This is a genomic window from Pseudomonas anguilliseptica (genome assembly GCF_021375795.1).
Classification (GTDB): domain Bacteria; phylum Pseudomonadota; class Gammaproteobacteria; order Pseudomonadales; family Pseudomonadaceae; genus Aquipseudomonas; species Aquipseudomonas anguilliseptica_A.
This window is the reverse complement of the sequence record NZ_JAEIOI010000005.1, coordinates 62,591-88,114: the sequence shown is the minus strand read 5'-3', so window position 1 is coordinate 88,114 and position 25,524 is coordinate 62,591. Positions and strand designations below refer to the sequence as shown.

Genomic DNA, 25,524 nt, shown 5'->3' with positions numbered 1-25,524 from the left:
TTCTTATGCGCCAGCAACCGAGCCCGGCCGGGGGCTTTACCCTGATCGAACTGCTGGTGGTGCTGGTGATTCTTGGCAGCCTGATCGGTATTGCGGTGCTCAGCGTGGGCATTGCCGGCCCTGGACGCGAGTTGCATAACGAAGCGGAACGGCTGGCCGGGCTGATTGGTGTGCTCGCCGAAGAGGCCGTGCTGGACAACCAGGAGTACGGCCTGTTGCTCAGTCGCGAGGCCTATCAGGTGCTGCGCTATGAGCCGCTCAAGCAGCAGTGGCAGGCGCTGAATGACAAACCTCATGCCCTGCCAACCTGGGCCGAACTCAGTGTTGAGCTGGAAGGCACGGCGCTGGAGTTGCCAGCACCGGAAGGTGAAACTGCGCGCAAAGGTGCGTTGGTGCCGCAGTTGCTGTTGTTATCCAGTGGCGAGATCAGCCCGTTTCGTCTGCGCTTGAACGAGCGGCGGGCCAATGGCCTGCGCTTGCAACTGGCCAGTGATGGCTTTCAGCTGCCCAAAGTCGAGATTGAACAACCGGCAGGGCGCAGTCGATGAAGCGTGTGCAGGGCTTCACCTTGCTTGAAGTGCTGGTGGCGCTGGCGATTTTCGCCCTGGTCGCGGCCAGTGTGTTGAGCGCCACAGCGCGTAGCCTGCAGACCGCCTCGCGATTGGAAGAGAAAACCCTGGCCATGTGGATCGCCGATAACCGCCTGACGGAGCTGCAGTTGTCGCAAAGCCCGGTGGCTGATGGTCGTGAGCAGGGTGAGGTGGAGTTCGCCGGGCGCCGCTGGCAGTGGCAAAGCGAGGTGCAGGGCACCAGCGAGCCGGATATGCGCCGCGTAACCCTGTGGGTCGCTCCCATGCCTGAGCAGCGTGCCGCAGGCGAGGTGCGTGAGAGCGCCGTGGTCAGCCTCAATGGCTTTCTCGGGGTGATGCAATGAGGCGGGCGCGTGGTTTCACCCTGCTCGAACTGCTGATTGCCATCGCCATCTTTGCATTGTTGGGTCTGGGCACCTACCGCATGCTCGACAGTGTGTTGCAAACCGATAAGGTCACTCGTGCCCACGAACAGCAACTGCGTGAGCTGGTGCGAGCCATGGCGGCGTTTGAGCGGGATGTGCTGCAAGTGCAGGTGCGCCCGACGCGTGATCCGTTTGGCGACCCGCGTGCGGCCCTGCTCGGTGAAGACCTGGAAAGCCCGGCGCTGGAACTGACCCGCAGCGGCTGGCGCAATCCGCTTGGGCAGCCACGGGCCAGTCTGCAACGGGTGCGCTGGCAGCTCAGTGGTGAACAATGGCAGCGGCACTACTGGACCGTGCTGGACCAGGCGCAGGACAGCCAGCCGCAGATTCAGCAGGCACTGGATGGTGTGACACAGCTGCAGCTGCGTTATCTGGATCAGCAAGGTCTCTGGCAGAGCAGCTGGCCGCCGCTGGAAAAGAACCCCGACGAGGCACTCAAGGTGCTGCCGCAAGCCATTGAGCTGGTCTTGCAGCATCGCCGTTATGGCGAGGTGCGGCGTCTGCTGCGCTTGCCGGAAGGTTTGCCCGAGCGCCTGGCGCAACAAGCCCCGGGCGAGAATCCTGCCGACCCTGGTGACGCGGGTGATGACTCGGCTGCGCAGGTGCAGCCATGAGGCGGCAGCGGGGTATGGCACTGATCACCGTGCTGCTCGTGGTTGTGGTGGTCACGGTGGTCAGCGCCGGAATCATCGCGCGCCAGCAGCTGTCGATCCGCAGCAGCGCCAATCAGCTGCATGTGCGTCAGGCCTGGCAGTACGCCCTGGGCGGCGAAACCCTGGCCAAGGCCATCTTGCAGCGCGACCTGCGCCAGGGCGACCCGCGCGCGCCAATTGATCATCTTGCCGAGGTCTGGGCCAAACCGCGTCCTCCGTTCAGTCTGGATGAAGGCGGTGCGCTGCGGGTGCAGATCAGCGATCCGACAGGGCGCTTCAACCTCAACAGCCTGTTGCGTCAGGGCCAGCCCAACGAGGCGGCAGTCGGGCAATTGCGTCGCCTGTTGCTCGGTTTGCAGATCGACACGCCTTACGCCGAGCGTCTGCTCGACTGGCTGGATGGCGATGACCAGCCCAATGGTGGTTACGGTGCCGAAGATAACCAGTACCTGCTGGCGCAGCCGCCTTATCGGGCTGGCAACCGCGAGCTGGCTGATGTCTCCGAGTTGCGTCTGCTGCTGGAGATGAGCGAGGCGGACTATCAGCGTCTGTTGCCGTATGTCAGCGCTTTGCCGGCCGACGCCACCCTCAACGTCAACACGGCCAGTGCGCGGGTGCTGGCCAGCCTGGCAGAAGGGCTACCGCTGAGTACGGCGCAGGGGTTGGTCGCTGCGCGGGGCAGCGAGGGCTATCGTGATCTGCCGAGCTTTATGGCCCAGCTCAGCGGTTTGCAGGTGCAAAGCCAGGGCCTGGCAGTGGGTAGCCAGTATTTTCAGGTGGTGAGCGAGGTCACGGTCGGCGAGCGCCGACAGATTCTGCGCAGCACCGTGCAACGTGCCAGTGATGGTCGCGTATATGTTCTAGCCCGTGATCTGGGGCAGGGCGCAATGGCGCCAGTGCCTGTCGAGGAAGTGCAACCATGAGTCAGACCTATGTGTTCCTGCCGCCGGCCGCATGCAGCGCGGCACAGGCCGAGCTGCCAGTGCAGCGGGTGGTGGCCGGGGTGAGCGAAACCCTGGCGTTCGAGGCGGTGCAAGCGCAGTTGACCGGCAACTGGACCCTGGTACTGCCCGTCGAGGCGGTGACGTCCTGCGCGGTCAATCTGCCAACGCGCAAGGCCCGTTGGTTGCGTCAGGCGCTGCCATTTGCGGTGGAAGAGTTGCTTGCCGAAGAGGTCGAGCTGATGCATCTGGCCCTGGGCGAGCCGTTGGCCGATGGACGTCATCGGGTATTTGCCGTGCGCCGCAGCTGGTTATCGGCCTGGCTGGCCTTGTGTGCAGTGCCACCCCAGGCGATTGCCGTGGATGCCGACCTGTTGCCAGGGCCGGGAACGGCGCTGCTGCCACTGCACGGGCGCTGGTTGCTGGGCGGTGAGAATGTCACGCGGATGGCCTTGCAAGCGCAGGACTGGCCGCAGCTGAGCCCCTTGTGTGTGCAACCGCAGGTGGCCTGGTGTGATGCGCAGCATCGCGCGCCGCAGCCAGTGGATGAAACGATGGCGCTGGTCGATCCCTTTGTTTGGCTGGCCCAGCAACCGCTGCGCAATAACCTGGCGCAAGGTGAATTCGCCGTTCAGTCCAGTGGCGGTCAATGGCAACGTTGGCGACCGCTGCTGGGACTGGTGGGCATGTGGCTGGTGTTGCAGTGGGGCTTCAACCTGGCTCAGGCCTGGCATCTGCAACGGCAGGCGGATGAATACGCGGCGGCCAGTGCGGCGCTGTACAAGGAGCTGTTCCCTCAGGACAGCAAGCTGGTCAATCTGCGTGCGCAGCTTGATCAGCATCTGCAAGGCAGTGCCGGCGCCGGACACAATCGTCTGCTCGGCCTGCTCGCTCAGGTCAGTGGTGCAATGGTGGGTGGCCAGGTGCAGATCAGCCAGGTGGATTTCAGCGAGGTGCGCGGGGATCTGGCCATGCAGGTGCAGGCTCCGGGTTTTGCTGAGCTGGAACGCCTGCGTGAACGTTTGCAGGAAAGCGGTCTGGCGGTACAGCTGGGTTCGGCCAGTCGGGAAGGCGCAGGCGTCAGTGCGCGCGTGGTGATTGGAGGATGAGCATGACTTCGCAAGGCAAGGGTTTTACCGCGCAACTGGATAACTCGCAGCTGGTGCAACGTTGGCGCAGCCTGCCCCCCCGTGAACAACTCGCCCTCGGCAGCCTGGCGCTGTTCCTGGTGTTGGTGCTGCTTTATCTGACGCTCTGGCAACCGGCTCAGCAGCGTCTGCAGGCCGCGCGTAGCGCCTTTGAAACTCAGCGCGAACTGCATGCCTATCTGCAGAGCCAGGCACCGGCGGCGCGCGGCTTGGCCAGTGCACCGCAGCAGAGTATTGATCCGGCGCGCCTGCAAGGCACCGTGACTGCCAGTGCGGCGACTCAGGGGCTGACCATCGAGCGGCTGGACAATGCTGGCGACGGTGCGTTGCAGCTCAACCTGCAACCGGCCCCCTTTGCGCAGTTGCTGCGCTGGCTCACTGTGCTGCAAGAGCAGGGCGTGCAAATCGCCGAAGCCGGGTTGGATCGCGCGGATGACAATAAGGTCGCAGCTCGGTTAAGTCTGCGGGTGGCGCAATAATGGTGCGGCGAGCCTTTCAGTGGCACCTGGGAAGGGCAGCAGTTTTTGCACTTTTTTAGAAAAACTTTAAGCGGGGTGTTGACTTAGGTGCGGGCCTTGCGTAAATTTCGCGCCTCGCAAGCAGCGGGTGATTAGCTCAGCTGGGAGAGCATCTGCCTTACAAGCAGAGGGTCGGCGGTTCGATCCCGTCATCACCCACCACTCTTGTGAATTGGACGAAAGTCCACCGACGCGCAGCGGTAGTTCAGTCGGTTAGAATACCGGCCTGTCACGCCGGGGGTCGCGGGTTCGAGTCCCGTCCGCTGCGCCATATTTTCCAGCTTGAGTTCGCTCAGGTTGAGATGAAAAGCCGTAACAGGCTACTTCATCAGACGAAGCAAGAGTTCTACGGACGCAAGTCCACCGACATGCAGCGGTAGTTCAGTCGGTTAGAATACCGGCCTGTCACGCCGGGGGTCGCGGGTTCGAGTCCCGTCCGCTGCGCCATATATAGGAAGCCCGCTGATAGCGATATCAGCGGGTTTTTTATTGCCCGTGATTTAATTGCGGCCGCTTTTCGGTTGTTGCGCGACAACCTGTCATCTTGCGTTCATCTGCCTGCTCTAGCTTGATTGGCATGCTCTTTGTTTGTGCAATGAGCGGTTGCTGACATATTGAGTGGGAGGAACAGGCAATGGACGATTATCAAGAAGAGCTGCTGGAAGCTCGTGCCACCGAGCAGGATGTGCCGGAGCGTGACGAAGACGCCACCGAGCTCTGATCCGTTATGCGCGGCTAGAGTTCCCGACGTTGTTCGCGGCGATACTCGCCCGGGGTTTTCTGGTTCCAGCGTTTAAACGCGCGCTGGAAGGCTTCTGCCGAGGCAAAGCCGAGCAGGTAGGCGATTTCACCAAAGGCCAGTTCGGTGTCACGGATATAGGCCATGGCCAGGTCGCGGCGAGTGTCGTTGAGGATGCTGCGAAACTGCGTGCCTTCTTCGGCCAGTTTGCGCCGCAGGGTCCAGGTCGGTAGCTGCAGGCGTGCAGCCACTTCCGCCAAGTCCGGCTCGCGGCCATGCAGCAGCGGGCCGAGCAGCTGAGTAATGCGCTCGCGCAGGTTGCGCGTGCGGGTCAGTTGCGTCAGTTCCCGTTCACAGATTTCCAGTAGGTGCCGCCAGGTGCTCGGGCAGTGCTCCGGGTTGCGCAGGTTCAGGCTCTGCTGGCTCAGGCGCAGCTGGTTATGCTCGCTGGCAAACTCCACCGGGCAGGCGAACAATTCGCCGTACTGCGCCGCGTAATCTGGCGCGGGAAATTCAATCTGCACTTTCTCCACCGGCAGGGGCTGTTGCGCCAGCCGGCTCAACTGCTGCGTCCAACTGGCCAATACCGAATCGACCACGAAGCGGTTGTAGGCGTTATACGGGCTGATCGAATAGAAGCGCAGCCAGGCGCCCTGATGATCTTCGTGCAGGCTCGACTGGCCGCGGTAATTGGCGGCATACAGGGGTTCGAAGCGGATCAGTGCGCGTGCTGCCTCGCGCACAGTCGGCGCTTGCGCTGCGGTTACGCCGGCGAGGCCGACCTGGCTCAGGCGGCTGGCCTGGCCCATCAGCAGGCCGAGTCCGGGCTGATTGCATTGCTGGATGGCGGTATGGCCCAGGCGCATATAACGCGGGATCGACAGTCGGGCGCGCGGTTCGGCCAGGCGTGCGGCATCCAGGCCGTAGCTGTCGAGCAAGGGCTGTGGGTTGTGTCCGCAGTGGCGCATGGCATCAGCCAGGTTGTCGACAAAGCCAACGGAAAGATCGCCCAGTTTGACCCGTGTGGTTTTCATCGCCTGGCTTTGCCCTTGTCTTGCTCAGGTAGTGCGGTGGCGCCAGGGTAGGCAAGTGCCTGGGCTTTGCCAAGCTGCGCTGCTATTTATGATCAATAAGTTGTAATTTTGAGTCATTGAGGCGTTCGGCTCGGCTGATTATCGTCTAGACCCTATCGACCGCACCCAGCAAGAGGTTGCGGCATTCCCGTGAACAGCCAATACCCGATGTGGAGATTTTCATGACTGCTCAGTACCCCCACCTGCTGGCCCCGCTCGATCTGGGCTTCACCACGCTGAAGAACCGTACCCTGATGGGTTCGATGCACACCGGGCTGGAAGAAAAGCCGAATGGTTTTGAGCGCATGGCGGCTTACTTTGCCGAGCGTGCCCGTGGCGGTGTTGGCTTGATGGTGACGGGCGGTATCGGTCCGAACGAGGAAGGCGGGGTGTATTCCGGTGCAGCCAAGCTGAGCACCCCGGAAGAAGCGGAAAAGCACAAGATTGTTACCCGCGCCGTGCATGCTGCGGACGGCAAGATCTGCATGCAGATCCTTCACGCCGGCCGCTATGCCTACAGTCCGAAATCGGTAGCGCCAAGCGCCATCCAGGCACCGATCAACCCGTTCAAGCCCAAAGAGCTGGACGAGGAAGGTATCGAGAAGCAGATCCAGGATTTCATCAACTGCTCCGTGCTGGCCCAGCAGGCTGAATACGACGGCGTGGAGATCATGGGCTCGGAAGGTTATTTCATTAACCAGTTCCTCGCGGCCCACACCAACCAGCGCACTGACCGTTGGGGTGGCAGCTACGAAAACCGCATGCGCCTGCCGGTGGAGATCGTTCGCCGCGTGCGTGAGGCCGTCGGCCCGAACTTCATCATCATCTACCGCCTGTCGATGCTTGATCTGGTCGAAGGCGGCAGCACCTGGGACGAAATCGTCCTGCTGGCCAAGGCCATCGAGAAGGCTGGCGCGACCCTGATCAACACCGGTATCGGCTGGCACGAAGCGCGTATTCCGACCATCGCTACCAAAGTGCCGCGCGCCGCGTTCACCAAGGTCACCGCCAAGCTGCGTGGCGAAGTCGGTATTCCGCTGATCACCACCAACCGCATCAATACCCCGGAAGTGGCTGAGCAGGTCCTGGCCGAAGGCGACGCTGACATGGTCTCCATGGCTCGTCCATTCCTCGCCGACCCGGATTTCGTCAACAAGGCCGCTGCCGGTCGCAGTGACGAGATCAACACCTGCATCGGCTGCAACCAGGCCTGCCTGGACCACACCTTTGGCGGCAAGCTGACCAGCTGCCTGGTCAACCCGCGTGCCTGCCATGAGACCGAACTGAATTACATCCCGACCGCTGCTGTGAAGAAGATTGCTGTGGTCGGCGCAGGCCCGGCGGGTCTGTCTGCTGCCACCGTAGCCGCCGAGCGTGGCCACAGCGTGACGCTGTTTGATTCGGCCAGCGAAATCGGCGGTCAGTTCAACGTGGCCAAGCGTGTGCCGGGCAAGGAAGAGTTTTATGAAACCTTGCGCTACTTCAAACGCAAGCTGGAAACCACCGGTGTCGATCTGCGCCTGAATACCCGTGTATCGGTCGATGATCTGGCCAAGGGCGGCTACGACGAAATTATCCTGGCCACCGGTATTGCTCCGCGCACCCCGGCTATTCCGGGCATCGAGCACGCCAAGGTGATCGGCTACCTGGATGCCATTCTGCAGCGCAAGCCAGTCGGCCAGAAAGTGGCGGTGATTGGCGCGGGCGGCATTGGCTTCGACGTTTCCGAGTTCATCACTCATCAAGGCGAGGCGACCAGTCTCAATCGCGACGAGTTCTGGAAAGAGTGGGGCATCGACACCGCGCTTGAGGCTCGCGGCGGCGTGGCGGGCGTAGAGGCCCATCCGCACCCGGCGGCGCGCGAAGTGTTCCTGCTGCAACGCAAGAAAACCAAGGTCGGCGATGGTCTGGGCAAGACCACTGGTTGGATTCACCGTACTGGTCTGAAGAACAAGAACGTGCAGATGCTCAACTCGGTCGAGTACCTCAAGGTCGACGACGCCGGCCTGCATATCAGCATCGCCGGCGGCGAGCCGCAGGTATTGCCGGTGGACACCGTGATCGTCTGCGCAGGTCAGGATCCGCTGCGTGAACTGCAGGAAGGTCTGGAAAACGCTGGCCAGGTTGTACACCTGATTGGTGGCGCGGATGTCGCCAGCGAGCTGGATGCCAAGCGTGCCATCAACCAGGGCTCGCGCCTCGCTGCCGAACTCTGATAACCGACGCCCCGCCTTGTGCGGGGCGTTTTGCATGTGGCTCACAACAACAAGGAGAAGCCCGTGACTGAGAATGCTCAACTGCAACCGGCCGCCGCTGCCACGCTGGCGCGCTGGCATACCCTGATGCAGAACAATGACCTGAGTCCATTGCCAGAACTGTTGCACCCGCAGGCGGTGTTTCGCTCGCCCATGGCTTACAAGCCTTATGCCGGTGCGCCCGTGGTGTCGCTGATTCTGAATACGGTGAGCAAGGTATTTGTCGATTTTGCTTACCACCGCGAGTTGGCCAGTGCCGATGGCCTCAACGTGGTGCTGGAGTTCAGTGCCAAGGTGGGCGAGCGCGAACTCAAGGGTATCGACATGATCCGCTTTGATGAAAGCGGCAAGATTGTTGATTTTGAGGTGATGGTTCGTCCCATGAGCGGCCTGCAAGCCTTGGGTGACGAAATGGGCCGGCGTCTGGCACCTTTTCTGGCGGCTGCCAAAGCCTGACGCGTTGCACCAAATCCATCACAGTTTCGCCCTGTCGCCCGGTTTTTCGCGGCCGGCGGGCAGGGCGACTGCCAACCCAGTCACATTGCTGGGCTTGGTTTTTCCCCTAGACTTGCCTGAACAAGGGTGCATTGCCTGCGCTACGGGCCTTGCTTAACCCGTCAGAATGTTGGCAGTCTTGCCATGTGCGCCAATTTTTGCGCAGCATACGCACGACCTGCCACGCGCTGAGCGGAGCGTCCCGTTTCGGCCTAGAGGAAAACCGATGAGCATGCAGAACAAGCCGCAGATGGTCGAGGCCGTACTGTTCTTCAGTGAGCGTGGCGGCATCTGCAAGCAAATGTTCTTCCCCGAGTTTGAAGCGCTGCTCGACGGTGTGGTGAACATGCCGGAGTTCGCTGACCAGCAGATGCGTGTGGCTTACGCGCTGATCAACCCACGCCTGTTGATCAAGGCGCTGGTGTTTTTCTACCTGGATTTCGACGAGAAGGGCGCTCCGGACTCTGGCTGGAATATCCCCTTGCAACATTTGGCCGAACGCGCTGGCCGCGGTCCTGATCTGGGTGCTGGGCCGATTCGTCTGGCCTGCCGTAGCCAGTGCCCGGTGTCCTGGCATCAGATGCACCTCTGGGATCCAAGTCTGACGCCCGGCAACAATGACCTGGCTCTGCTGCGTGATGTGGTCAAGCGTAATAGCCTGGGGCTGCTGGTCGAAGAAGACGCGCCGCAGGCAGTGGCCCCCGAGCGCCTGCAGATGGCCTCCGAAGACAAGTGGTATGCCCCCGATGCGGCCCAGGAAGAAGCCGTCAAGGCGAGTGACAAGCTCGATCAGGAGCATCGCCTGAAAACGGCGCAGCTGATTAAGCAGCAGCGTCTGCGGATCAGCAGTCTGACCCAGCAGCACGAGGAAGAACTGGCCAAGTTCAAACTGACCAGTGATGAACAGAGCAAGAATCTGCAGGCGCAGATTCATGGCCTGCATCAGGCCTTACGCCAACAGGAAGAACACAACGCGGCACTGAAGGCCCAGCTGGCCGCGCAGGCCGCCAGTTTTCAGAGTTCCCGCGAGGAAATGACCGCACAACTGCGCGAGCTGGAGCGTGATGGGCGCAGTGAAACGGATAGCCTGCGTGCGCAGTTCGAGAGCGAGATGCAGGCCAAGATTGCCGCTGCCGTGGCTGAGTACAAAGAGCAGATTGCCATCCGTGACGTCGAACTGGCCTACCGTGGCGAGCAGGACACCCAGGCGCTGCAAGAGATCAACCGGCTCAAACGCGCCTACACCGAACTGGTCAGCCAGGGCGGCGACCAGATTCTCGAGCGTCTGGCCAAGCTCGGCGTGGTGTTTGTGGTCTACCACCCAGGCGCCGGTCACTTGACCATTCCACTGCAGGATATCGCCACCTATCAGGACAACCCGTTGGCCTATGCCGCGGCCAAGTGTTTTGTCAGTGAAGAGCAATACCGGCACTGGCTGGCGCATTATCAGCAGCCCAGTTGTGAGGCGCTGCTGCCCAGTGGCGAGCGCTGCGCCATCCCGATTGACCGCATCGACACGCCCAGCCGCTTTGCCCTGGGTGAATCCAACTGCTGTGCACGGCACAAGGCCAGTAGCCGTTTGCGTACTGTCAGTTAACCTTGCCTGTCGTCCTGCCTGACTGGGCGCCCCGTGCGCCTTTGCAGCCATTGCCGCTGGACTGGGCTCAGGCCGCCGGGGTTGAGCTGGCGGTACTGCGTCTGGATCTGCTGGACCCGCTGATCAGCGGCAATAAGTGGTTCAAGCTGTCCCAGCATCTGGCGGCTGCTCAGGCCAGTGATGCTGCCGGCGTGATCAGCCTGGGCGGCGCTCATTCCAACCATCTGCATGCTCTGGCTGCCGCCGGTAAGCGCTTTGCATTTAACACGGTCGGACTGTTGCGCGGCCATCCGCAACAAACACCAACGGTCAGTGACCTGCAGGCATTTGGTATGCAGCTGCATTGGTTGGGTTATGCCGGTTATCGCGCTCGGCATGCGGCCGACTTCTGGTTGCCCTGGCAGGCGCAATACCCACATTTCTATACGCTGCCGGAAGGTGGTGGTGGCCTGTCGGGCGCGTTGGGTTGCATGTGCCTGGTACAGCAGGTGCGCGAGCAGTTGCCCGCTCTGGGTTGGGATGACTATGACGCATGGTGGCTGGCGGCCGGAACCGGAACCACCCTGGCCGGCCTGCTACTGGGGGAGGCAGCTGCGCGACCCGTGCATGCGGCCTTGGCCGTGCCGGCCGATCATGGTGTCGAACAGCAGGTGCAGGCCATTGTGCAGGCGGCCGGGCAGGCGGTAGGGCGCTACCACCTGCATGACGCCTGCCGAGGCGGCTTCGCGCGGGTAGATGACGCTTTGCTGGCTTTTATGCAGGCCAGTGAGCTCGCCAGCGGTATAGCGTTGGAACCACTGTATACCGCCAAGGCATTAATGGCGTTGCGCCAGCAGGTCGAGGCCGGTTACTTTGCTCGCGGCAGCCGCCTGGTGTTCGTCCATACTGGCGGCTTGCAGGGCCGGGCAGCGGCGTTGTTGCAGCACACAGACGTAACGCGGCTACACTGAATTCCACCAGCGGAGCCTGGATATTCCATGAGCGAACCCCTTAACCCCGAGCAGCTACGCAGCCTGACGCCACTCAATGTGCTGTCAGAGCAGCAATGGCGTGAGCTGCGTGCACAATTGATTCCGCAGCCTTTGCTGGCGGGGCAGTTGCTGTTTCGGCCCGGGGATCAGGCCCGCCTGACGTATTATCTGCTGGCGGGTGAATTGCTGCTGCAGTCGGTTGATGGCCAGGAGCAGCGCTTGCAGGCTGGCAGTGAAGCCAGCTGCCACCCGTTGTCGCCAAGTTTGCCGCGCCTGCATGAAGCGCGGGCGCTGACCGATGTCAGCGTGTTGGCGCTGGATACTGCGACCCTCAACCGTCTGCTGACCTGGCGTCTGGCCTATCAGGACCTGCTGCTGGAACTGGGGCAGAACCATGAGGAAGTCGAGTGGTTGGAGCGGCTGTTGGAAAACCCGCTGTTTGCCAAGGTCCCGCCTTCCAATGTGCGTGCGATGCTCGAACGCTTGCAGCGCATCGAGTTGCCGGCAGGCAGCACTGTGTTGCAGGAGGGTGGCGCGGGCGACAGTTGCTACTTCCTGAAGAACGGTCGTGCCGAAGTGATTCGTGGTGCCGGCAGTGCTCAGCAGGTGTTGGCTGAACTGGAGATCGGCGCCTGTTTTGGTGAAGAAGCCCTGCTGGCCGACAGCCCGCGCAATGCCACGGTCACCATGCTGGAAGACGGTACGGTGCTGCGTCTTGATCGTCAGGATTTCTTCGCCTTGCTCAAGGCTCCAGTGGTCGATGAGGTGTCGCTGGGTGAGGCCTCGCGTTTGCTGGCTGCGGGGGCGCAATGGCTGGATGTGCGCCTGCAGGATGAATACGAGCGTGCCCATGCGCTGCAATCGTTGAATATGCCCTTGCAGTTGCTGCGCCTGAAGGCCCGCTTGCTCGACAAACAGCGCACCTACCTGTGCTACTGCGACAGCGGCAAGCGCAGCAGCAGCGCCGTGTTTCTGCTGTCGCAGCTGGGGTACAGCGCCTATGCCCTGCGCGATGGAGTGGATGCTTTGCCGGCGGTGCAGCGTGATGCATTACTGTGCGAAAGCGGCTCGGGCTACCTGGCACGCTCTGGTGGCCGCACCGAGCGTAGCCGCTGAACTAGCTGGCCGGCTGCGTCGGCCAATGGTCATTGACCAGAAACACCCGTTCAGCTTCCTGCCAGCTGTGCTCCGAACTTTCGACCAAGCGTACGAGCAGCTGCGCGTTGGCGTCTGCAGGCAGCGTCGCCAACCATTGCGTGAACGCCTCGCGCGACCATCGTTGTGCTTCTTCGATACGTGCGGGCGCCAGCCAGGCATGCCGCTCCAACGGCTGCCAATGGCCGTCGTGCTGCGCGGCAAAGTGCACCCAGTCGGCGCGATGCAACCAGCGCCCACGCAGGTGCGCGGGATTGCCGGCCAGGGGGGTGGTGTAGGGCTGCTGCCAGGGTGAGAACAGGTAACCGCCAAGCCACAACGCTGCCTGGGGGCGTTGGATATTCAGTTCCGCCAGCCGCTGCTGGGCTTCGGGGCGGGCTGATAGTGGCAACTGATGCTGGCCCAGGTGCGCCAGTTTGAGGTCCAGGCGGTCGTGACTGCCCGGGCCGAGCCAGTTCGACAGATCATTACCGCTGGCCTGCTGTTGTCCTAGATAGAGCTTGATCGCCAGTTCAAGGTGGTGCACGCCTTCTTCGTCACGCAGCAGCATATCCAGCTCACCCAGGGTGTGACCTTGCTGGCGGATGGGCAGGTTGGCCGCCAACACCTCGATACCCGGCGCGGCATGCAGAGCGAACTGCCAGAGGCGTTCGTAGTACAACCCCAAACGGCGCACCGAGCTTTGGCTCAACCATTGCTGCAGGGGTTGGCTGTCTGTGTCCAGGCTCAGTAACCAGTCAGCCAGCCCCCCCGGTTGTTGGCTCCAGCTACTGGCTTTAAGCGGGTAACGCTGTGGCCAGGCAGTCTGCGCCAGCAAGGGCGGTGAAAGCAGCGCCCAGGCCAGGTCGCGCACGGCAGGTTGGCACAGTTGCGAGGGCAGGTCAGTGAGTGAAGGAAAAGGCGTCATGTGGCGAGCATAGCGCAGAGCCGGCCTACGGTTTGCCGCTGCCATGGGCTTTCGCCCATAATCTGGGCCTCTAGATCCAGAGCCTGGCGGGAGCACCATGGAGCAATTTCGTAATATCGGCATCATCGGTCGACTGGGCAGCACCCAGGTTCTCGACACCATTCGCCGGCTGAAGAAATTTCTGCTCGCTCGTCATCTGCATGTGATCCTCGAGGACACCATCGCTGAAGTGCTACCAGGTCACGGTTTGCAGACCTCGTCGCGCAAAATTCTCGGTGAAGTCTGTGACCTGGTGATCGTCGTCGGTGGCGACGGCAGCATGCTGGGCGCTGCCCGTGCTCTGGCGCGGCACAAGGTGCCGGTGCTGGGGATCAACCGGGGCAGTCTGGGCTTTCTGACCGATATTCGCCCCGATGAGCTGGAAGTGAAGGTTGCGCAGGTGCTCGAAGGGCATTACCTGACCGAGAACCGCTTTCTGCTGGAAGCCGAGGTGCGGCGCAATGACGAAGCCATTGGCCAGGGCGATGCACTCAATGATGTGGTGCTGCACCCTGGCAAATCCACCAAGATGATCGAGTTTGAGCTGTACATCGACGGCCAGTTCGTTTGCAGCCAGAAGGCCGACGGTCTGATTATCGCCACGCCGACCGGTTCTACCGCCTATGCGCTGTCGGCTGGCGGCCCGATCATGCACCCCAAGCTGGACGCCATCGTCATCGTGCCGATGTACCCGCACACCCTGTCCAGCCGGCCGATTGTGGTGGATGCCAACAGCGAGCTGAAAATCGTCGTCTCCAAGGACCTGCAGATTTACCCGCTGGTTTCCTGTGACGGGCAGAACCACTTCACCTGTGCGCCGGGAGACACCATCACGGTGGCCAAGCGGCCGCAGAAGCTGCGCCTGATTCACCCGCTGGATCACAACTACTACGAGGTCTGCCGGACCAAGCTCGGCTGGGGTAGCCGGCTTGGAGGAGGGGATTGATGCACCTCGATCCCGCTCGTGGTTACGACCTGATCGGTGATATTCACGGCTGCGCGAAAACGCTGGAGCGCCTGCTGAGCACCCTGGGTTATCGGTTACAGGCCGGTGTTTGGCGACATCCGCAGCGCATGGTGATCTTCCTCGGTGATCTGGTTGACCGCGGCCCGCGGATTCGCGAGACGCTGCACCTGGTGCGTGACATGGTCAACGCCGGGCAAGCGCTGTGCATCATGGGCAATCACGAGTTCAATGCCCTGGGCTGGAGCACTCCGGCGGCACCGGGCAGCGGTCGACAGTTTGTCCGTGAGCACACGCCACGGCATGCGCGGCTGATCAAGGAAACCCTGGAGCAGTTTGATGCCTACCCGGCGGAGTGGCAGGCGTTTCTTGACTGGTTCTACGAGTTGCCGCTGTTTATCGATGCCGGGCGTTTCCGCGTGGTGCACGCCTGCTGGGATGACAGCCTGATCGAGCCGCTGCGTGCGCAGTTTGCCGATGGCTGTATCGATGAGCATTTTCTCCAGGCCGCGGCTGTGCATGGCAGCTTTGCCAATACCGCGCTGGATCGCCTGCTGCGTGGCACTGATATGCGCCTGCCGCATGGCATGACCCTGACCAGTGATGACGGTTTTACCCGCGCGCACTTTCGCACCAAGTTCTGGGAAGAGGATCCGCAGACCTACGGTGATATCGTCTTCCAGCCCGATGCGCTACCAGAGCTGGCAGCGCAGATGCCATTGAGTGAAATGCAGAAGGGCGAGTTGCTCAAATACGGCGCCGATCAACCGCTACTGTTTGTGGGGCATTATTGGCGCAGTGGTAAACCCGCACCGATTCGCAGCAACCTGGCCTGTCTGGACTACAGCGCCGTGCTTAACGGCAAACTGGTGGCCTATCGCCTCGACCAGGAAACGCGTCTGGATGCCAGCAAGTTTGTCTGGGTTGATGTCGACAGCCCGGAGGCGCGGCCATGACTGCTGTCGCGGCAATGCGTTTGCCTGAGCATGTTGATCTGACGGGTTTTATTAGTTTGTTGCAGCGTTTGCAGGTGCCGCACCGGGTTGCGGAGGAAGCGGGCGAGCAAGTGCTCTGGGTGCCTGGCGAGCAACTGGCCGAACAAGTGCGCGAACTCTATGGGCGCTACCCGCAGGGCGATGCCGGGGTGGTGCTTGAGCCGTCACCGGCTTCTGCAGAGGCCGCTCCGGGCTTTGTCCAGCAGCTGAAAGCCAGTCGCATGACGGCTGCTGTACTGTTGCTGACCTTTATTGCAGCCGCTATCACCTTGCTCGGCGATAACCTGGCGACGGTCAGCTGGCTCAGCTTTGTCGACTACCGCGTGCAGGGCGATTACATCTACTTCAGCTACCTGAACGACACACTGGCCAGCGGCCAATGGTGGCGGCTGCTGACGCCGATGCTGATTCACTTTGGCATCCTTCATCTGGCGATGAACACCCTCTGGTACTGGGAGCTGGGTCGGCGGATTGAGGCGCGTCAGGGTGCTGTAATGCTGTTGGGCCTGACCCTGCTGTTTAGCCTCGCGGCCAGTTTCGCCCAATACCTGCACGCCGGTCCTTCGCTGTTTGGTGGCCTGTCTGGGGTGCTGTATGGCCTGCTCGGGCATTGCTGGATCTTCCAGCGCCTGGCGCCAACCCCAGCATACCGTTTGCCGCCAGGAGTATTGGTGATGATGCTGGCCTGGCTGTTGATTTGTATGACTGGCATCTTTGAGCTGCTGCAATTCGGCGCAATTGCCAATGCTGCGCACGTCGGCGGCCTGCTCGCCGGTTGCCTGAGCGGGCTGCTCGGTGGTGCACTGGCGCGTCGGCGAAACAGTTAGTTCTTCTACAGGCTGGTAAACTGCCACTTTGCATTTGGAGGCGCGTATGTCGTCCTTTCTCGAAGCGATTGAAAACATCACCCCTGAGATTTATCAGAACCTCAAACTGGCCGTGGAAATCGGCAAATGGCCGGATGGCCGCAAGCTGACTCAGGAGCAGAAAGAGCTGACGTTGCAGGCCTTGATTGCCTGGGAAATCCAGAATCTGCCGGAAGAAGAGCGCATTGGTTACATGGGCCCGCAGGAATGCAGCTCCAAGTCCGAGCCGATCCCCAATCTGTTGTTCAAGTCCTCGGATACCCTGCACTGATGAGCGAGTTGGCCCGTGGTGCCCTGAGCAAAATGGCGGCGCAGTTGGATGCGCCGGTGCAGTACAGCTTTCGCCTGGGCGATGAGCTGTTGCCGGTCAACCCGCTGATCGGCAAGACCCTGCGCCTGGAATACCTGGGTGCAATTCATTGCACCCACTGTGGACGCAAGACCAAAAGCAGTTTCAGTCAGGGTTACTGCTACCCCTGCATGCAGAAGCTGGCACAGTGCGACGTCTGCATCATGAGCCCGGAGCGTTGCCACTATGAGGCCGGTACCTGCCGCGAGCCGAGCTGGGGCGAGCAGTTCTGCATGACCGATCATGTGGTCTACCTGGCCAACTCCAGTGGCATCAAGGTGGGCATCACCCGCGCCACGCAAATTCCTACACGCTGGATCGACCAGGGCGCGACGCAAGCGCTGCCGATTCTGCGCGTCGCCACCCGTCAGCAGTCCGGCTTTGTTGAAGACCTGCTGCGCAGCCAGGTGGCGGATAAAACCAACTGGCGTGCGCTGCTCAAGGGCGACGCCTCGCCAGTCGATCTGCTGGCCGTACGTGAGCAGCTGTTTGCCACATGCGGTACTGGCCTGACTGAGTTGCAGCAACGTTTTGGCATCCAGGCCATTCAGCCGCTCAGTGATCAGCCGGTGGTGCAGATCAGCTATCCGATTGAGGCCTATCCGGCGAAGATCACCAGCTTCAATCTGGACAAGAGTCCGCTGGCCGAAGGCACACTGCTGGGTATCAAGGGCCAGTACCTGATGTTCGACACCGGCGTGATCAATATCCGCAAATACACCGCTTACCAGTTGGCCGTCCACGAACTGGCCGCCTGAGTTACTTATTCGCGAACCCGGCGCCCGCGCGCCGCAGACAAAGGGCCACAAGCCATGCGCACCGAACAACCGAAGATGATCTACCTCAAGGACTACCAGGCCCCGGATTATCTGATTGATGAAACGCACCTGACCTTCGAGTTGTTCGAGGACCACACTTTGGTGCATGCACAACTGGTGATGCGCCGTAACCCGGCGGCGGGTGCTGGATTGCCACCGCTGGTGCTGGATGGCCAGCAGCTTGAACTGCTCAGTGTGGCGCTGGATGACCGCGAGCTGAGTGCTGGTGATTACCAGCTGAGTGACAGTCACCTGACCCTTCAACCGACCAGCAACAGTTTCGTGATCGACAGCAGCGTGCGCATTCACCCGGAAAGCAACACCGCGCTGGAAGGGCTGTACAAGTCCAGCGGCATGTTTTGCACCCAGTGCGAGGCCGAGGGCTTCCGCAAAATCACCTATTACCTCGACCGCCCGGACGTGATGAGCAAGTTCACCACCACCCTGAGCGCGGCGCAGCATGACTACCCGGTGCTACTGTCCAACGGCAACCCGATTGCCAGCGGCAATGAAGAGGGCGGGCGTCACTGGGCGACCTGGGAAGACCCGTTTATGAAACCGGCCTACCTGTTTGCACTGGTCGCCGGTGATCTCTGGTGTGTGGAAGACAGCTTCACCACTATGAGTCAGCGCGAGGTGGGGCTGCGCATTTATGTCGAGCCGGAAAACATCGACAAATGCCAGCACGCCATGGACAGCCTGAAGAAATCCATGAAGTGGGATGAAGAGGTCTATGGCCGTGAATACGACCTGGACATCTTTATGATCGTTGCGGTCAACGACTTCAACATGGGCGCCATGGAAAACAAGGGCCTGAATATCTTCAACTCCAGCTGTGTACTGGCCAAGGCTGAGACGGCTACCGACGCCGCGCACCAGCGCGTTGAGGCGGTGGTGGCCCACGAGTACTTCCACAACTGGTCGGGCAACCGCGTGACCTGTCGCGACTGGTTCCAGCTGTCGCTCAAGGAAGGCTTCACCGTGTTCCGCGATGCCGAGTTCAGCGCCGATATGCACTCGCGCACGGTCAAGCGCATTGAGGACGTGGCCTACCTGCGCACTCATCAGTTCGCTGAAGATGCCGGCCCCATGGCCCATCCGGTGCGTCCGGATGCCTTTATGGAAATTTCCAACTTCTACACACTGACGGTGTACGAGAAAGGCTCGGAAGTGGTGCGCATGATTCGCACCCTGGTCGGTGCCGAGGGCTTCCGTAAAGGTAGCGATCTGTACTTTGAGCGCCATGATGGTCAGGCCGTGACCTGTGATGACTTTATCCGCGCGATGGAAGAGGCCAATGGCATCGACCTGACCCAGTTCAAGCGTTGGTACAGCCAGGCCGGCACACCGCGCCTGGAGGTCAGTGAAAGCTACGACGCGGCGGCCAACAGCTATCGCCTGCACTTCCGCCAGAGCTGCCCGGCAACACCTGGGCAGGCTGATAAACAGCCGTTTGTTATCCCGGTCGAGCTGGCTTTGCTCGATGCTCAGGGGCGTGAACTGCCGCTGCAATTGGTCAGTGAAGACGCCGCAGTGGGCACTTCCCGTGTGCTCCAGGTAACGGAGGCCGAACAGGCCTTCACCTTCGTCAATCTGGCGGAAAAGCCGCTGCCGTCCTTGCTGCGGGGCTTCTCGGCACCAATCAAGCTGAGCTTCCCCTACAGCCGTGATCAGCTGATGTTCCTGATGCAGCACGACAGTGATGGCTTTAACCGCTGGGAAGCGGGGCAGCAATTGTCGGTGCAGGTGCTGCAGGAGCTGATTGGCCAACATCAACGTGGTGAGACGCTGGTGATGGATCAGCGCCTGGTTAAGGCCTGTCGCACCCTACTGGCGGATGATTCGCTGGATCAGGCCATGGTCGCCGAGATGCTCTCGTTGCCCGGCGAGGCCTACCTGACAGAAATCAGTGCTGTGGCCGATGTCGAAGCCATCCACGCCGCCCGCGAATTTGCTCGCAAGCAACTGGCGGAGGCGCTGTTCGACTTGCTGTGGCAGCGTTATCAACGTAACCGCGAGGTGTCCCGTGCCAGCGCCTATGTGGCAGAAGCCGAGCACTTTGCCCGGCGTAGCCTGCAGAACATTGCGCTGTCCTACCTGATGCTCAGCGGCAAGGCCGAGGTATTGGCGTCTTGCCTGGAGCAGTTCGAGAACGCCGACAATATGACCGAGCGTCTGGCCGCTCTGGCTGTGCTGGTCAATTCCCCATTCGAGAGCGAGAAATCAGCTGCGCTGGTCAGTTTTGCCGAGTTCTTCAAGGACAATGCACTGGTCATGGATCAGTGGTTCAGCGTGCAGGCTGCCTGCGCCTTGCCGGGGGCGCTGCAGCGTGTTGAGCAACTGATGCAGCACCCGGCCTTTACCTTGAAGAACCCGAACAAGGTGCGTGCGTTGATCGGTGCATTTGCCGGGCAGAACCTGCTGGGTTTCCATCAGGCCGATGGCAGTGGTTACCGCTTCCTGGCGGATCAGGTGATTACCCTGAATGTCCTCAACCCGCAGATCGCTTCGCGCCTGCTGGCACCGCTGACTCGATGGGCCAAATACGGCAGTGCTCGTCAGGTACAGATGAAGGCCGAGTTGCAGCGCATTCTGGATTCGGGCGAGCTGTCCAGCGACGTGTATGAAGTCGTTAGCAAGAGCCTTGTTGGTTAATAACTGTGCAGTAACAGTGTGGGTGAGCCCTTCACCCACTTTGCAGTATTAGCAGGTGTTCTGATTGTTTTATGAGCAACACTGCTAACACTAAAGGCCGATCCAGCCGAACTATGTGCAAGGCATAGGGTTACCGGCGGCTGATTCGGCTGTTTTCTTTCGTAAAAGTGTTACCTGAGTCATTCGGGTAACACTTTTTGTGTTACCTGATTAAGTGTAAGTAAAGTTTGCGCAATGTTGATTGGGCTGCTTGGCTTGACCTCGGCCAATTTGTTTGAAGCATCTGCGCGTGCGTTCGGCGATAAAGTGACTGATCGCGCCAGATGGTAGGACAAAAAAGGAAAAATCCGTCACTGCATGCCGCTATCTGGTTGCTGAATGATCAGTCACAAGGTGGATGGATAGTTGGCTTTCTGTGGGTGGTGAATTTTTTATACGTTCGTTTGAATTGGCACTATGGTTGCACGTGTTAAGCCGATTTGACCTCGTCATGGCGTATGCCAAACAGTGAGGTGCGTGTAAACGCGTTGGGGGATTGCCTTCCAATCAACATTTAAGGCCGTCATCAGTACGGCCATAACGTGCCCCAGTGGTTGGGGTACAAAAAAGATGATCTGTCCACGGAGTAACGTTTCGATGGAAATTAAGTCCCGTAAGCCCGTATTGCGTTTCGCACCTGCCAAGGCAGGTTTTGCTTTTGTCGGCCTCCTTCCTCTGCTGGTAGCGGCACACGCTCAAGCCGTGGAATTCAGCTTTGCCGACGATGAAATCAGCGGCTCCATCGACACCACCGTGTCCTATGGCCAACTCTGGCGTGTACAGGGTCAGGACAAGACCAACAACGACATCAACACCAACGACGGTAACCGTAACTTCGGTACCGGCCTGGTTTCTGAAGTATTCAAGGTGACTTCCGATCTGGAAGTCACTTACCAAAACTACGGCGCCTTTGTGCGTGGCACTGCCTTCTATGACACCCAGATCATGGATAAGCGCAATGACTACTACGACACCAGCCTGGCTTATCAACCAAGCCAGAACGTGCCGAAAGACGACAGCTTTACCCGTGGCACTCGTCACTCTGCAGGCCGTAACGCAGAAATCCTCGATGCCTATGTTTACGGCAACTGGGATATCGCCAATATGCCGGTTGGCGTGCGCTTCGGTAAGCAGGTATTCAACTGGGGTGAAGGCCTGTTCTACCGTGGTGGTGTAAACACCACTAACCCGGTAGATGCCGGTAAGTTCCGTCTGCCGGGCGCAGAAGTTAAAGAAGTGCTGGTTCCGGTTGAGGCGCTGAGCTTTAGCGTCGGACTGACTGACAATATTTCCATGGATGCCTTCTACCAGTTCAACTGGAAAGAGTCGGCAATTGATCCGGTTGGGACTTTCTTCTCTGAAACAGATTTGTTTGGTGAGGGTGGAAATCTTGCATATAATAATTTTGACGGCACAGCTCTTTCTGGTGCAATAACCGCTTATAACGCTATTGCTAATGGTGCTTTCGGTGGTCCGGCTCTGGCGCAGGTTAGAGGTACTGGTGTTTATCAGGCTGGTGTGAATACTTCCTTTGGTAGTATTTTGAAAGTTGCTGACATTGATAAAGATTTAAATGCAAAAAATGATGGGCAGTATGGTTTGTCGTTTAAGTATATTGCTGAGGAGCTGAATTCGACAGAGTTTGGTGCATATTTGGTTAATTATCATGCCAAAGAGCCAACTATTTACGCGGATCTAAATGGCTACAACGGTGTGAATTTGGTCGGTTTGACAACCTCGGGTGCTGTGCAGGCTCTCTGTGGTGGCGGCGGTTTGAGTGTTGCGTGTCAGCGTGTTGCTGGTGGTATTGCTACTGTTGATATGCTGGGGTCTACCCGTGCTAAGCGCGAGTATGCTGAAGATATCCGTATGTATGGTTTGAGCTTTAATACCACTCTCAATGAAACTTCTGTATTTGGTGAGATGGCTTATCGACCGAATCTCCCTGTTGGAATTTCTGCTACTAACGACCTGCTTGGCGATTTCGTCCTCCAAGGTGGTACACTGGCAAACAATTTCAATGGTAATAAGGGTAGTGGTATTATTGCGGGTCAGCAAATAGATCGTGATTCTAAAGTTAGCAACTCTCGCCGGTTGGAGGCTTTTAATCTTTCTGTTGGCGCAATCCATAACTTTGGTAATGTTCTAAGTTTTGACTCTTTATTTGGTGTGGCGGAATTGGCCTCCGAGCATCTTCGTGCCGATAGTCTGAAATATGATTCCATCAATGGAGAGCGTTGTATTGCTGGTCGTGCCAACACGTCGTATTCCACCGACGCGGCTATGGCCAAGCAGGACTGTGCTTCTGCTGATTCTTATGGCTACACCTTGGTACTGTCCGGCACCTGGAACGACGTATACGCTGGCGTAAACCTGTCGCCGTTCACTGTCTTCAAGCACGACTTCCAGGGTAACTCGCACCAAACCGGTAACTTTATTGAAGACCGCAAGGCTTACACTGTAGGTCTGCGCGCCAGCTACCTGAACAGCCTGGAAGCTGAAATTCAATACACCGAGTTTATGGGCGCAGGTCAGAGCAACTCGGGCCGTGACCGCGACAATATCGGCTTGAACGTCAAGTATTCCTTCTAAACATAACTAGAAAATATCGAGTGCCTGCGGGCACTCGGTTGATGACTTATCACGGAGAATCAAGATGCTGAAAAAGCACACGCTGATTGGTGCCGCCATTGCGCTGGCACTGTCCGCTGGCAGCGCGCTGGCTGCAGTTTCGCCTGCAGAAGCAGCCAAGTTGGGCGCAAGCCTCACCCCGTTCGGTGCCGAGAAGGCTGGTAATGCCGCAGGCACCATCCCGGAGTGGACCGGTGGTATCACCAAGGCTCCGGCGGGTTACACCACCCCAGGCCAGCACCACGTTGATCCGTTTGCTGATGACAAGCCGCTGTTCACCATCACCAAAGCCAACCTGGATCAGTACAAGGCCAACCTGACCCCGGGTCAGATCGCCATGTTCAACACCTACCCGAACAGCTACCAGATGCCGGTCTATCAGACCCGTCGTTCCGGTTCTGCGCCGCAATGGGTGTATGACAACACCATCAAGAATGCCACCACGGCCAAGCTGCTGGACGGCGGCAACGGTTTTGCTGACGCCTACGGCGGCATCCCGTTCCCGATTCCGCAAAATGGTGTAGAAGCGCTGTGGAACCACATCGCCCGTTATCGCGGTACCTACATCGTGCGTCGCGCTTCGGAAGTGGCTGTGCAGCGTAACGGCAGCTACTCGCTGGTGACTTCGCAGCAGGAAGCCATGTTCAAGTTCTACAACCCGAAAGGGACTGCAGCCGACCTGAACAACATCATGTTCTACTACCTGTCCTTCACCAAGAGCCCAGCGCGTCTGGCTGGTGGTGCTGTACTGGTGCACGAGACTCTGGATCAGGTGAAAGAGCCGCGTCAGGCTTGGGGCTACAACGCCGGTCAGCGCCGTGTGCGCCGTGCGCCAAACCTGGCTTATGACACCCCGATTGCTGCCGCTGACGGCCTGCGTACTGCGGACGACACTGACATGATCAACGGTTCGCCAGACCGTTATGACTGGAAGCTGATCGGCAAGAAGGAAATCTACATTCCTTACAACAGCTACAAAGTCACCAGCCCGGACGTCAAGTACAAGGACCTGCTGCAAGTGGGCCACCTGAACCCAGCTGTGACTCGTAACGAACTGCACCGCGTGTGGGTCGTTGAGGGCACGCTGAAATCCGGCGCTCGCCACATCTACTCCAAGCGTACCCTGTTCCTCGACGAGGACAGCTGGCAAGCAGCAGTGGTTGATCAGTACGACGGTCGTGGCGAGCTGTGGCGCGTTTCGATTGCCTACCTGAAAAACTACTACGACCTGCCGACCACCTGGTCTGCGCTGGATACCTTCCACGATCTGCAGGCCCGTCGTTACCACGTACAGAACCTGGACAACGAAGAGCCGAGTACCATCGACTTCAGCCAGCCGGTTCCAGACGATGGCTACTTCAAGCCAGCTGCTCTGCGCCGTCGCGGCACACGTTAATTCGCGTGTAGGTTGAGCAAAAGGCCGCTACTGTTGTAGCGGCCTTTTGCTATTTGTGGGTCAAACAGGGCAGGGTAGACGGTCTGGTTTAACAAAACATAACGTCGCACCGATTGTCAGGCCTTTTGAAAGCTCAGTAGGATAGGTGGACTGCTATAAGGGTAGTGCTACCTATAAGAATAAGGGGGAAGGTATATGAGTGAGCCCATTATGCGGCGCACCCAGGCCGGGCATGTTGTGGGGTCGTCCCGCACACCGGCGTTCCGCGTTCACTCGCCACTGACTAAAGCGCTTTCGCTGTGCAGTGTGCTGTCCATGCTGATGCTCGCCAGTGCGCCTTTGCACGTGCAAGCCGAAACTGCCAAGACCGAAGTTCAGTCCGTCGCTTCAGCCAAAGCTCAACACAGCCTGCTGCTGGATGTTGTCAGTGTCGGCAAGCGTCTGGTTGCCGTAGGCGATCGTGGTCACATCCTGTACTCCGATGACAATGGCGACAGCTGGAGTCAGGCCAGCGTGCCATCCAAGCAGATGCTGACTGCCGTTTTCTTTCTCGACGATAGCCACGGTTGGGCTGTCGGTCATGATGCCCAGATTCTCGCCAGCAGTGACGGCGGCAGTACCTGGGTGAAACAGTTCGAAGATCTCGAGCGTGAAGCGCCATTGCTGGACGTCTGGTTCAAGGATCGCAACAACGGTTTTGCAGTGGGGGCCTATGGTGCCTTGCTGGCAACCACCGATGGTGGCGCGACCTGGGATGATGTCAGCGATCGTATGGACAACGAAGACGCTTATCACCTCAATGCCATTGTTGAAGTGAAGGATTCCGGTCTGTTCATCGTCGGTGAGCAGGGTGTGATGTTCCGCTCGCCGGATTGGGGGCAAACCTGGGAGCAGTTGGAAAGCCCTTACGAGGGGTCGCTGTTCGGCGCGTTGGGTGTCGGTGAGCCAGGTGCCCTGGTGGTCTATGGCTTGCGTGGCCACCTGTTCCGCTCGGCGGACTTCGGTAGCACCTGGGAGCGTATTTCGCTCAAGGCCGCGAACAAGGGCGAACTGGAGTTCGGCCTGGCCAATGGCAGCGTCTTCAAAGATGGCAGCATCGTGATTGTCGGCCATGGCGGCAGCGTGCTGCGCAGCATCGATAAGGGGCGCAGTTTCAGCGTGCTGAATCGCCCGGATCGTTTGTCTTTGGCCGGTGTGGCCATGGATAACAATGGCCGTTTGATCCTCGTCGGGCAGGGGGGCGTACATGTTTCCGCGCCGACTGATGCCAGTCTTGGCCAACAATAATAAGCTGGGGTAGCGTTT

General features: G+C 59.6%; 22 protein-coding genes and 3 tRNA genes. 23 read left to right on the top strand and 2 right to left on the bottom strand.

The window, feature by feature from the left end; translation table 11 throughout:
• The first annotated feature begins 5 nt into the window (after positions 1-5).
• From gspH to IOD17_RS16325, 9 genes are all read left to right on the top strand, one after another.
• Complete coding sequence (gene gspH, locus IOD17_RS16365; RefSeq protein WP_233686102.1) at positions 6-548, top strand: type II secretion system minor pseudopilin GspH; 543 nt, start codon at positions 6-8, stop codon at positions 546-548.
• The gene (gene gspI / locus IOD17_RS16360) at positions 545-934 is read left to right on the top strand and encodes a type II secretion system minor pseudopilin GspI (protein ID WP_233686101.1); all 390 of its coding nucleotides are present in this window, start codon (positions 545-547) and stop codon (positions 932-934) included. Before gspH ends, gspI begins: the two co-directional genes overlap by 4 nt.
• Positions 931-1,629 carry a type II secretion system minor pseudopilin GspJ gene (gene gspJ / locus IOD17_RS16355; RefSeq protein ID WP_233686100.1) on the top strand — a complete coding sequence of 233 codons (699 nt, stop codon included), beginning with the start codon at positions 931-933 and terminating at the stop codon, positions 1,627-1,629. The genes gspI and gspJ overlap by 4 nt, the downstream gene beginning before the upstream one ends.
• Positions 1,626-2,591 (top strand): type II secretion system minor pseudopilin GspK, encoded by a 966-nt coding sequence (gspK, locus tag IOD17_RS16350; protein WP_233686099.1) that lies wholly within the window; start codon positions 1,626-1,628, stop codon positions 2,589-2,591. Before gspJ ends, gspK begins: the two co-directional genes overlap by 4 nt.
• Positions 2,588-3,718 carry a type II secretion system protein GspL gene (gene gspL / locus IOD17_RS16345; protein ID WP_233686098.1) on the top strand — a complete coding sequence of 377 codons (1,131 nt, stop codon included), beginning with the start codon at positions 2,588-2,590 and terminating at the stop codon, positions 3,716-3,718. Before gspK ends, gspL begins: the two co-directional genes overlap by 4 nt.
• Positions 3,715-4,236: a type II secretion system protein M gene (locus IOD17_RS16340; RefSeq protein ID WP_418904284.1), complete on the top strand. Its 522-nt coding sequence runs from the start codon at positions 3,715-3,717 to the stop codon at positions 4,234-4,236. The genes gspL and IOD17_RS16340 overlap by 4 nt, the downstream gene beginning before the upstream one ends.
• 125 nt (positions 4,237-4,361) lie before the next feature.
• Positions 4,362-4,437, top strand: a tRNA-Val gene (locus IOD17_RS16335).
• A gap of 32 nt (positions 4,438-4,469) precedes the next feature.
• Positions 4,470-4,546 (top strand) — tRNA-Asp (locus IOD17_RS16330).
• A gap of 99 nt (positions 4,547-4,645) precedes the next feature.
• Positions 4,646-4,722: transfer RNA gene (locus IOD17_RS16325), tRNA-Asp, on the top strand.
• A gap of 288 nt (positions 4,723-5,010) precedes the next feature.
• On the opposite strand, the gene IOD17_RS16320 is transcribed toward IOD17_RS16325, so the two are convergent.
• Positions 5,011-6,048, bottom strand: a complete 1,038-nt coding sequence (locus tag IOD17_RS16320; RefSeq protein ID WP_233686096.1) for an AraC family transcriptional regulator — start codon at positions 6,046-6,048, stop codon at positions 5,011-5,013.
• Between the two features lie 221 nt (positions 6,049-6,269).
• On the opposite strand from IOD17_RS16320, the gene IOD17_RS16315 reads away from it, so the two are divergent.
• The 5 genes from IOD17_RS16315 to IOD17_RS16295 all read left to right on the top strand — a co-directional run bounded on the left by IOD17_RS16315 (position 6,270) and on the right by IOD17_RS16295 (position 12,521).
• Positions 6,270-8,303, top strand: coding sequence for an NADPH-dependent 2,4-dienoyl-CoA reductase (locus IOD17_RS16315; RefSeq protein ID WP_233686095.1), 2,034 nt, complete (start codon positions 6,270-6,272; stop codon positions 8,301-8,303).
• Positions 8,304-8,429: 126 nt separating this feature from the next.
• Complete coding sequence (locus tag IOD17_RS16310) at positions 8,430-8,798, top strand: polyketide cyclase (RefSeq protein WP_108486135.1); 369 nt, start codon at positions 8,430-8,432, stop codon at positions 8,796-8,798.
• A 265-nt stretch (positions 8,799-9,063) separates the two neighbouring features.
• Entirely contained in the window at positions 9,064-10,434 is a 1,371-nt protein-coding gene (locus tag IOD17_RS16305) for a chromosome partitioning protein ParA (RefSeq protein WP_233686094.1), read from the top strand.
• 2 nt (positions 10,435-10,436) lie between these two features.
• Positions 10,437-11,384, top strand: coding sequence for a 1-aminocyclopropane-1-carboxylate deaminase/D-cysteine desulfhydrase (locus tag IOD17_RS16300; protein ID WP_233686093.1), 948 nt, complete (start codon positions 10,437-10,439; stop codon positions 11,382-11,384).
• A 27-nt stretch (positions 11,385-11,411) separates the two neighbouring features.
• Positions 11,412-12,521 (top strand): cyclic nucleotide-binding domain-containing protein, encoded by a 1,110-nt coding sequence (locus IOD17_RS16295; RefSeq protein ID WP_233686092.1) that lies wholly within the window; start codon positions 11,412-11,414, stop codon positions 12,519-12,521.
• A 1-nt stretch (position 12,522) separates the two neighbouring features.
• Here IOD17_RS16295 and IOD17_RS16290 read toward each other — a convergent pair whose 3' ends face one another.
• Positions 12,523-13,467, bottom strand: coding sequence for a DUF1853 family protein (locus IOD17_RS16290; RefSeq protein WP_233686091.1), 945 nt, complete (start codon positions 13,465-13,467; stop codon positions 12,523-12,525).
• A 97-nt stretch (positions 13,468-13,564) separates the two neighbouring features.
• Between IOD17_RS16290 and IOD17_RS16285 the strand changes: the two genes are divergently transcribed.
• From IOD17_RS16285 to IOD17_RS16245, 9 genes are all read left to right on the top strand, one after another.
• Positions 13,565-14,452: an NAD(+) kinase gene (locus tag IOD17_RS16285; RefSeq protein WP_233686090.1), complete on the top strand. Its 888-nt coding sequence runs from the start codon at positions 13,565-13,567 to the stop codon at positions 14,450-14,452.
• Complete coding sequence (locus tag IOD17_RS16280; RefSeq protein WP_233686089.1) at positions 14,452-15,426, top strand: metallophosphoesterase; 975 nt, start codon at positions 14,452-14,454, stop codon at positions 15,424-15,426. Before IOD17_RS16285 ends, IOD17_RS16280 begins: the two co-directional genes overlap by 1 nt.
• Entirely contained in the window at positions 15,423-16,292 is an 870-nt protein-coding gene (locus IOD17_RS16275) for a rhomboid family intramembrane serine protease (RefSeq protein WP_233686088.1), read from the top strand. Before IOD17_RS16280 ends, IOD17_RS16275 begins: the two co-directional genes overlap by 4 nt.
• Positions 16,293-16,338: 46 nt before the next feature.
• The gene (locus IOD17_RS16270; RefSeq protein ID WP_233686087.1) at positions 16,339-16,602 is read left to right on the top strand and encodes a YeaC family protein; all 264 of its coding nucleotides are present in this window, start codon (positions 16,339-16,341) and stop codon (positions 16,600-16,602) included.
• Positions 16,602-17,438, top strand: a complete 837-nt coding sequence (locus IOD17_RS16265; protein ID WP_233686086.1) for a DUF2797 domain-containing protein — start codon at positions 16,602-16,604, stop codon at positions 17,436-17,438. Before IOD17_RS16270 ends, IOD17_RS16265 begins: the two co-directional genes overlap by 1 nt.
• 54 nt (positions 17,439-17,492) lie before the next feature.
• Positions 17,493-20,153: an aminopeptidase N gene (gene pepN, locus IOD17_RS16260; RefSeq protein WP_233686085.1), complete on the top strand. Its 2,661-nt coding sequence runs from the start codon at positions 17,493-17,495 to the stop codon at positions 20,151-20,153.
• A gap of 636 nt (positions 20,154-20,789) precedes the next feature.
• Positions 20,790-22,784: a DUF1302 domain-containing protein gene (locus tag IOD17_RS16255; RefSeq protein ID WP_233686084.1), complete on the top strand. Its 1,995-nt coding sequence runs from the start codon at positions 20,790-20,792 to the stop codon at positions 22,782-22,784.
• Positions 22,785-22,848: 64 nt separating this feature from the next.
• Positions 22,849-24,219 (top strand): DUF1329 domain-containing protein, encoded by a 1,371-nt coding sequence (locus tag IOD17_RS16250; RefSeq protein ID WP_233686083.1) that lies wholly within the window; start codon positions 22,849-22,851, stop codon positions 24,217-24,219.
• Positions 24,220-24,414: 195 nt separating this feature from the next.
• Positions 24,415-25,506 (top strand): WD40/YVTN/BNR-like repeat-containing protein, encoded by a 1,092-nt coding sequence (locus IOD17_RS16245; protein ID WP_418904282.1) that lies wholly within the window; start codon positions 24,415-24,417, stop codon positions 25,504-25,506.
• The last annotated feature ends 18 nt before the right edge of the window (positions 25,507-25,524 follow it).